This window comes from Nocardioides sp. (genome assembly GCF_047606145.1).
Classification (GTDB): Bacteria; Actinomycetota; Actinomycetes; order Propionibacteriales; family Nocardioidaceae; genus Nocardioides.
In genome coordinates, this window is sequence record NZ_JASGET010000103.1 from 1 (window position 1) to 7,887 (window position 7,887).

General features: G+C 73.3%; 7 protein-coding genes. 3 read left to right on the forward strand and 4 right to left on the reverse strand.

Annotated features, from left to right (window positions below; translation table 11 throughout):
* Positions 1 to 1,541 (forward strand): phospho-sugar mutase (locus QM638_RS12930; RefSeq protein ID WP_415142392.1); only part of this gene is annotated, 1,541 nt, incomplete at its 5' end.
* Positions 1,542 to 1,562: 21 nt separating this feature from the next.
* Here the strand turns inward: QM638_RS12930 and QM638_RS12935 are convergent.
* The gene (locus QM638_RS12935) at positions 1,563 to 2,153 is read right to left on the reverse strand and encodes a hypothetical protein (protein ID WP_415142393.1); all 591 of its coding nucleotides are present in this window, start codon (positions 2,151 to 2,153) and stop codon (positions 1,563 to 1,565) included.
* Positions 2,154 to 2,236: 83 nt separating this feature from the next.
* On the opposite strand from QM638_RS12935, the gene deoC reads away from it, so the two are divergent.
* Together deoC and QM638_RS12945 are read left to right on the forward strand one after the other, a co-directional pair.
* Positions 2,237 to 2,884, forward strand: coding sequence for a deoxyribose-phosphate aldolase (deoC, locus tag QM638_RS12940; RefSeq protein WP_415142398.1), 648 nt, complete (start codon positions 2,237 to 2,239; stop codon positions 2,882 to 2,884).
* Positions 2,885 to 2,903: 19 nt separating this feature from the next.
* Positions 2,904 to 4,091: a hypothetical protein gene (locus QM638_RS12945; RefSeq protein WP_415142394.1), complete on the forward strand. Its 1,188-nt coding sequence runs from the start codon at positions 2,904 to 2,906 to the stop codon at positions 4,089 to 4,091.
* 40 nt (positions 4,092 to 4,131) lie between these two features.
* Here QM638_RS12945 and QM638_RS12950 read toward each other — a convergent pair whose 3' ends face one another.
* The 3 genes from QM638_RS12950 to QM638_RS12960 all read right to left on the reverse strand — a co-directional run bounded on the left by QM638_RS12950 (position 4,132) and on the right by QM638_RS12960 (position 7,703).
* Positions 4,132 to 5,196: an adenosine deaminase gene (locus tag QM638_RS12950; protein ID WP_415142395.1), complete on the reverse strand. Its 1,065-nt coding sequence runs from the start codon at positions 5,194 to 5,196 to the stop codon at positions 4,132 to 4,134.
* A gap of 72 nt (positions 5,197 to 5,268) precedes the next feature.
* A complete protein-coding gene (locus QM638_RS12955) occupies positions 5,269 to 6,552 on the reverse strand; it encodes a thymidine phosphorylase (RefSeq protein WP_415142396.1) in 1,284 nt (427 codons plus the stop codon).
* A 95-nt stretch (positions 6,553 to 6,647) separates the two neighbouring features.
* Positions 6,648 to 7,703, reverse strand: a complete 1,056-nt coding sequence (locus QM638_RS12960; protein ID WP_415142397.1) for an MBL fold metallo-hydrolase — start codon at positions 7,701 to 7,703, stop codon at positions 6,648 to 6,650.
* Between the last annotated feature and the right edge of the window lie 184 nt (positions 7,704 to 7,887).

Here is a 7,887-nt window from a genome sequence, read left to right on the forward strand (position 1 = left end):
CCACCGACCCGGCTGCGGCCGCCGACCTCGCCGACCGCTTCGCCGGCACGCTCGAGTTCGGCACCGCCGGCCTGCGCGGCGCTCTCGGCGCGGGGCCGAACCGGATGAACCGGGTGGTCGTCAGCCGGGCAGCCGCCGGCCTCGCGGCGTACCTGGACGCCACCGGCGCCGACGGTCCCGTCGTCGTCGGGTACGACGCCCGGCACCACTCCGATGTCTTCGCCCGCGACACCGCCGAGGTCGTCACCGGCACCGGCCGCGAGGCCCTCGTGATGCCGCGTCCGCTGCCCACCCCGGTGCTGGCGTTCGCGGTCCGCGCGCTGGGGGCGAGCGCCGGGGTGATGGTCACCGCCAGCCACAACCCGCCGCAGGACAACGGCTACAAGGTCTACCTCGGCGACGGATCCCAGATCGTGCCTCCCGCCGACAGCGACATCGCCACCCGGATCGCGGCGGTCGGCCCGCTCGCCGGGCTGCGACGCGGAGCACCGGGCACGGTGCTCGGCGAGTCGATCGTGGAGCAGTACCTGGACACGGTCGCCGGGCTGATCGGCCCCGGGCCGCGGGAGCTGCGGATCGCCTACACGCCCCTGCACGGCGTCGGTGGCGACCTCGCCCACGAGGCGCTGCGCTACGCCGGCTTCGCCGCACCGGAGATCGAGGCCTCCCAGGCCGCCCCGGATCCGGACTTCCCCACCGTCGCCTTCCCCAACCCCGAGGAGCCCGGTGCGATGGACCGGGCCATCGCCCTCGGGGCGCGCAAGGGCTGCGACATCGTGATCGCCCACGACCCCGATGCCGACCGTTGTGCCGCCGCGATCCCGACCGGGGCCGGCTGGCGGATGCTGCGCGGCGACGAGGTCGGCACCCTGCTGGCCCACCATCTGCTGACCCGGGGCCGGTCCGGCACCTACGCCGCCTCCATCGTCTCCTCCAGCCTGGTGGGCAAGCTCGCCGCCGCCGCCGGCCAGCCGTACGCCGAGACGCTCACCGGATTCAAGTGGATCAGTCGGGTCCCGGGTCTCACCTTCGGCTACGAGGAGGCACTGGGCTACTGCGTCGACCCCGGGCACGTCCGGGACAAGGACGGCATCTCGGCGATGCTGATGCTGTGCGAGCTCGCCGCCCGGTGCAAGGCGGCCGGCTCCTCGCTCGCCGCCGTGCTGGACGAGATAGCCCTCGCGCACGGGCTGCACGCCACCGACCAGCTCGCCGTCCGGGTCTCGGACCTGAGCCTGATCGAGGCCGCGATGCGGCGTCTGCGCACCGCCTCGCCGACCACCCTCGGCGGCGTCACGGTGGACAGCATCGAGGATCTCGCCGCCGGTGGCGGCGGGCTGCCGCCGACCGAGGGGCTGCGCTACCGGCTCGCCGGCGGGGCGCGGGTGATCATCCGGCCCAGCGGCACCGAGCCCAAGCTGAAGTGCTATCTCGAGGTCGTCGTACCGGTCGCCGACGGCGACGTCGCCACCGCTCGTGAGCGGGCCGGCCGGCAGCTGGCGGCGCTCAAGGCCGATCTGGCGGTGGCGATCGCGCTCTGAGTCCGGGTCCGGACCCGGCGGTCACCAGACCAGCGTCACCACGAACGCGACCACCAGCACCACGTTGACGACGATCAGCGGCCAGTCCCAGCTGCGGGTGACCTGGTCGGCGAGGGCCCGCTGCTCGGCGGACCGAGGCGCGATCCCGGCCTCATGGCGCGCCAGCGAGGCGGCGTCGGTGAGCCGCTGCTCGACGTAGTCGGGATAGGTCGTCTCCCGCGGCCGGGCGCTGCGCACCTGCCGTCGCGGCCGGCTCACCGCGCCGGAGAGGTAGCGCCGGCCACCGACGGAGACGGCGGTGGTCCGGCCGACCGCGACCTGCTCGACCGCCGCGATCGGCAGCCGCTGGGTGGAGTAGAGATGGTGGACGACCAGGTCGTCGTCGACGAGCCCGATCCGCGGTCGGATCAGGGCGGCATAGCACAGGCAGGCGAAGGCGAGCGCGCCACAGATCACCGCGGGATGGGCCCCTGCCCCGAGGTCGAGCACGACGACCGCGACGACGGCGACCGCGACGACCGCGCCCCACACGACGCCGTTGGTGCCGCGGAACCACTCGCCCCTCGCCCGGTCCTGCGTCTGGTCCTGCGGTCTCCGCTCCCTGCTCGGCACCGCCTCACCCTACCGGCCGGGCGGCGCACCGGGCCGGTCGGCACTATCCTGTGCCGGTGCCCACGCCTGCCGAGATCGCCGCGATGATCGACCACACCCTGCTCAAGCCGGAGGCCACCCACGCCGACGTCGACGCCCTGATCGCCGAGGCGGTCGAGCTCGGCACCTACTCGGTGTGCGTCTCGCCCTCGATGCTGCCGCTGACCGTGCCCGCCGGCAGCTCGCTGAAGGTGGCGGTGGTGTGTGGCTTCCCCAGCGGCAAGCACGTCGGCGCGATCAAGGCCGCCGAGGCCGCCGACGCGGTCGCCCACGGTGCCGACGAGGTCGACATGGTGATCGACATCGGCGCCGCCAGGGAGGGCCGGTTCGCCGAGGTGGGAGCCGAGGTGGCGGCCGTCCGCGCGGCGGTGCCGGCACCGACGGTGCTCAAGGTGATCATCGAGTCGGCGGTGCTGAGCGACGAGCAGATCGTCGGGGTCTGCCGAGCCGCGGCCGAGGCGGGCGCGGACTTCGTCAAGACCTCGACCGGCTTCCACCCGGCCGGCGGCGCCACCGAGCACGCGGTGCGGCTGATGGCGCAGACGGTCGGGCCGAACGTCGGGGTCAAGGCCTCGGGCGGCGTACGGACGCTGGCCCAGGCCGAGGCGATGATCGCCGCCGGCGCCACCCGGCTGGGGGTCTCCGGCAGCCGCGCGCTGCTCGCGGGCGGCGGCCCCACGAACGGCTACTGACTCGGTCGAGACGGCCCACATGCGTGCCCGCGTCATCGTCCTCGCCGGGCCGTCGGGCGCCGGGAAGTCCCGGCTGGCCGAACGGCTCGGGCTGCCCGTGCTCCGTCTCGACGACTTCTACAAGGACGGCGACGACCCCACCCTCCCGCGACTCGCCGAGGGGCCGAACGCCGGCCTGATCGACTGGGACCACCCCGACGCCTGGCTGCGCACCGACGCCCTGGCCGCGATCGCCGCGCTGTGCGAGACCGGTATGGCCGACGTACCCGTCTACGAGATCGCCCGGGACGGGCGCACCGGCACCCAGCGGCTCGACCTGGGTGAGCATCGGTACTTCGTCGCCGAGGGGATCTTCGCCCAGGACATCGTGGCCGAATGCCGTCGCCAGGACCTGCTGGCGGCGGCGTACTGCCTCACCAAACGGCCGCTGGTGGTCTTCTGGCGGCGACTCACCCGGGACCTGCGCGAGCACCGCAAGCCGCCGCTGGTGCTGGTGCGACGCGGCCTGACCCTGATGCGCGAGCAGCACGCGGTGGTCGCCGATGCGGTCGCCAAGGGCTGTCAGCCCGCCACACCGCCGCAGGCCTTCGCCGCCCTGCGCCATCTGGTACGGCGACCCACGCGACTGCCGTGGGGTCCGCGGCTGCGCCAGCCCGACCGTGTCTCCTGCGGACCGACCTGCGTGGTGGTGGCGCGGATGCTGCGCGACCCGGTGTACGCCGAACGGACCCTGCCCCACCTCGGCGAGGCCGTCCAACGCCTGCATGCCGAGTTCGCCGGCTGGCGCGGCGCCGACGGCCGGTGGCAGCTGCCCTGGCCACGCCGAGGTGGTTCGGCGTTCTGGTCGATCGCGGCCCAGCTCGGCGCGATCGAGGGCGTCCGCTACCGGCTCCGGCCCGCCTGGTTCGGCCAGCGGCAAGCCTTCGACCGGCTGCTGGCCGCCGCCACCGCCGGCGACCTCGCGGTGCTCTACGTCGGCACCACGCTGCGCGCCCGCCACATCACCCTCGTCCTCGGCGCGACCGAGGAGGCCGACAAGGCTGGGACGGCGGGCGCGGCCCTGCGGATCTTCAACCCGGCCAGCGGGCAGGTGCGCACGGTGACCAGGACCGACTTCACCGGCGGACTCGGCTCACTCGGCCGGTGGCCGCGACCGTGGACGATCCTGGTGCCGGCCGTCCCGCGCTCGGCCCGGCGCCGCGGCTGAGCGTCGGTGCGCACCGACGCGCACCGGTGCCGACCGCGGGTCAGGCCAGGGCGGCGTAGGCGTCCTTGATCCGGTGGATGAGGGCGACGCGTTCGTCGTAGGGCAGGAAGGCCGACTTCATCGCGTTGACGCTCAGCCACTCCAGGTCGGTCAGCGTCCAGTCGAACGCCTCGACCACCGACCGCATCTCCGCGGTCATCGAGGTGCGAGACATGAGCCGGTTGTCGGTGTTGATGGTCACCCGGAAGCCGAGCTGCTTGAGCAACCGGATCGGATGCTCGGCGATCGACGGTGCCGCGCCGGTCTGGACGTTGGAGGCCGGGCACATCTCCAGCGGGATCCGCCGGTCCCGGACGTAGGCGGCGAGCCGCCCCAGCCGTGGCGTCCCGTCCGGGCCGACGGTGATGTCCTCCACGATCCGGACGCCGTGGCCGAGCCGGTCCGCGCCGCAGGGGTGCACCGCCTCCCAGATCGAGGGCAGCCCGAAGCCCTCCCCGGCGTGGATGGTGTAGCGCATGTTCTCCGCGGCCAGGTACTCGAAGGCGTCGAGGAACCGGGTGGGCGGGAACCCCTTCTCCGGGCCGGCGATGTCGAACCCGGCCACCCCGCGGTCCCGCCAGGCCACCGCGAGCTCGGCGATCTCTCGTGCCCGGGCCGCCTGTCGCATCGCGGTGAGCAGTTGGCGCACCACGATCCCCCGTCCGGACATGCCCGCGGTGAAGCCGCGCTGCACCGCCGCGACCACCTCCTCCAGACTCAGCCCCTGCTCCACGTGCAGCTCGGGGGCATAGCGCACCTCGGCGTAGACGACACCGTCGTCGGCCAGGTCCTCGACGCACTCGCGGGCGACGCGGGCGATGGCGTCGGCGTCCTGCATCACCGCCAGGGTGTGCACGAACGTCTCCAGATACCGCTCCAGCGAACCCGAGTCGGCGCTCGACCAGAACCACTCCTCCAACGCCACCGGGTTGCCGGCCGGCAGCTCGTGACCGATCTCGGCCGCCAGCTCCACGATCGTCACGGGACGCACCCCGCCGTCGAGATGGTCGTGCAGCACCACCTTCGGCGCGGATCTGATCTGGTCGAGGGTGGGTGGGTGAACCATGCTGCTCTCCAAATCCGCGCGAGATGGGCCTTGTGGTGGACGGGTTGTCGGTGGCGTCAGGCGATCCGGACGTCAGGCGATCCGGTCGCGGACCAGTGGCGGCGGCGTGTACGGCGTCCCGGACGGCGCCAGGTGGTACCCGCCCTCCAGCGCGGCCAGGGCGCGCTCGAACCGTTCGGGGGTGTCGGTGTGCAGGGTGAACAGCGGCTGGCCGGCCGTGACCGTGTCACCCGGCCGGGCGTGCCACACCACGCCGGCGCCCGCCTGCACCGAGTCCTCCTTGCGCTCCCGGCCGGCGCCGAGCCGCCAGGCGGCGAGACCGACGGCCATCGCGTCCAGGCGGGTCAGGACGCCGTCGGCCGGTGCCGGCACGACGTGCTGCTCGCGGGCGACCGGCAGGGGGGCGTCGGCGTCGCCGCCCTGGCCCGCGATCATCGCGCGCCACACGTCCATCGCCGACCCGTCGGCGAGCCGATCGGCCGGGTCCACGTCGTCGATGCCCGCGGCGGCGAGCATCTCCCGGGCCAGGGCGAGGGTCAGCTCGACCACGTCGGCCGGACCGCCGCCGGCGAGCACGTCGATCGACTCGGCGACCTCGAGGGCGTTCCCGGCGGTCAGCCCCAGCGGGGTGTCCATGTCGGTCAGCAGCGCCACCGTGCGCACGCCGGCGTCGGTGCCGAGGTCGACCATGGTGCGGGCCAGCTCCCGGGCGGTGGCCAGCGACTTCATGAAGGCGCCGGAGCCGACCTTGACGTCGAGCACCAGCGAGCCGGTGCCCTCCGCGATCTTCTTGCTCATGATGGAGGAGGCGATCAGCGGGATCGCCTCGACGGTGCCGGTCACGTCACGCAGCGCGTAGAGCTTCTTGTCCGCCGGCGCGAGGCCGTCTCCGGCGGCGCAGATCACCGCTCCGACCGAGTCGAGCTGCGCGAGCATCTCCTCGTTCGACAGCGACGCCCGCCACCCGGCGATCGACTCCAGCTTGTCCAGCGTGCCCCCGGTGTGGCCGAGTCCCCGTCCGGAGAGCTGGGGAACCGCGGCACCGCAGGCCGCCACCAGCGGGGCGAGCGGCAGCGTGATCTTGTCGCCCACCCCACCGGTGGAGTGCTTGTCGGCGGTCGGCCGGGAGAGGCCCGCGAAGCTCATCCGCTCACCGCTGGCGATCATCGCCGACGTCCAGCGCGCGATCTCGTGCCGGCTCATCCCGTTGAGCAGGATCGCCATCGCCAGCGCCGACATCTGCTCGTCGGCGACGATGCCCCGGGTGTAGGCGTCGATCACCCAGTCGATCTGGCTGTCGGAGAGCTCGGCGGCATCCCGCTTGGCCAGGATCACCTCGATCGCGTCGTGCGTCATGCGCCGACCCTATGTCCTCCGAGCTCCGGACGTGGGGCCGGCCGACGGTGTCACCGCCGTGACGTCGGGCAGCGCGGCGGTGACACCCGGACTCCTCAGAGCGCGATCACATCCAGATCCTCCGGGGCGACGAGCGCGCCGTCGTACCCGAGCCTGTCCGCCGCCCGCTGTGCCTTCTTGAGGTAGACCGACGCGTCCTGCGGCAACGGGGTGTAGTGGCTCATCACCATGGTCCCCACTCCGGCGGCCCTGCCGACCCGCGGAAGGTCACGCACGTCGGAGTGGGAGGTCAGCAGGTGCTCGCGCAGCGCGGCCTGCTGGGCGGCGGGAGCGCTCGCCACCACCTTCTCCACGTTGTCGTTGTCCTGGGTCTCGTGGACCAGATAGTCGGCGTCCTTGGCGAGCGCGATCAGGGCCCGGTTCGGCGCGTTGGTGTCGCCGGAGAAGACGACCTTCTTCCGGCTCGACTTCACCGTGAAGCGATAGGCATAGGCGTCCTTGACCTCGTCCCCATGGAAGACCCGGGTGGCATCGACCCGCACCAGGTCGTCCTCCATCACCCGGGCCACCGGCTGGGAGCGCGCCGACGCGTGCGGGACCCGGACGTCAGTGGTGCGTACGTCGGGGAAGGCGGAGAATCCGCCACCGTTCTCGTAGAGGTCGATGCCGTCGCCGTATCCCGCCTCGAGTCCGCGGGTGAAGCGCCCCATCTGCGGCGGTCCCCACATCCGCAGCCCGGTCAGCGCGCTGGGCGCGTAGGTCCAGCCGTGGATCAGCAGGCCCATCAGACCCGAGGTGTGGTCGAGATGGTGGTGCGTGAGGAAGAGGTGGTTCAGGGTGGCGAACCCGAGCCCCGCGGCGACCAGCTGGTCGGCGGTGTTCGCACCGGCGTCGACCAGGTAGACCTGGTCCTCGACCACCAGCGCCAGCGCGGGCTTGGCCCGACCGACGTTGACCTTCGGACCGCCGTCGACGCCGAGCATGACCAGGCGATCGCCGGCGGAGTCCGCCGTGGCAGACCCGACCGCCGCGCTGGCCGGAGTGGCGCCGAGGGCGTCCGCCAGGCCCAGGCCGACCACGCCCCCCAACGCCGAGGTCCGCAACAGGCCGCGGCGGGAGGTCCCCGCGCGCAGGGGGTTGAACTTGGTCATCGACATCTCCTCGATCGGTCGGGGTGTGACACTCGCCACCAAAGACGGCTGAGACCTTGCCGACGGCGGCCAGCACTCGCAATGAGGCTGCCGATCAATGAAAGGGCGCGCCCGGCCCGCCTCGTCAGCGGCGGCGGAGCTCGGCGAGCAGGGCGCGGGCCGCCTGGCGGGCGGCGGCGACGTC

Bases quoted from the DNA above. Each gene is read 5' to 3' on its own strand.
- QM638_RS12950 (WP_415142395.1), bottom strand. From the start codon at position 5,196: ATGGTTCACCCACCCACCCTCGACCAGATCAGATCCGCGCCGAAGGTG.
- QM638_RS12945 (WP_415142394.1), top strand. From the start codon at position 2,904: ATGCGTGCCCGCGTCATCGTCCTCGCCGGGCCGTCGGGCGCCGGGAAG.
- deoC (WP_415142398.1), top strand. From the start codon at position 2,237: ATGATCGACCACACCCTGCTCAAGCCGGAGGCCACCCACGCCGACGTC.
- QM638_RS12955 (WP_415142396.1), bottom strand. From the start codon at position 6,552: ATGACGCACGACGCGATCGAGGTGATCCTGGCCAAGCGGGATGCCGCC.
- QM638_RS12960 (WP_415142397.1), bottom strand. From the start codon at position 7,703: ATGACCAAGTTCAACCCCCTGCGCGCGGGGACCTCCCGCCGCGGCCTG.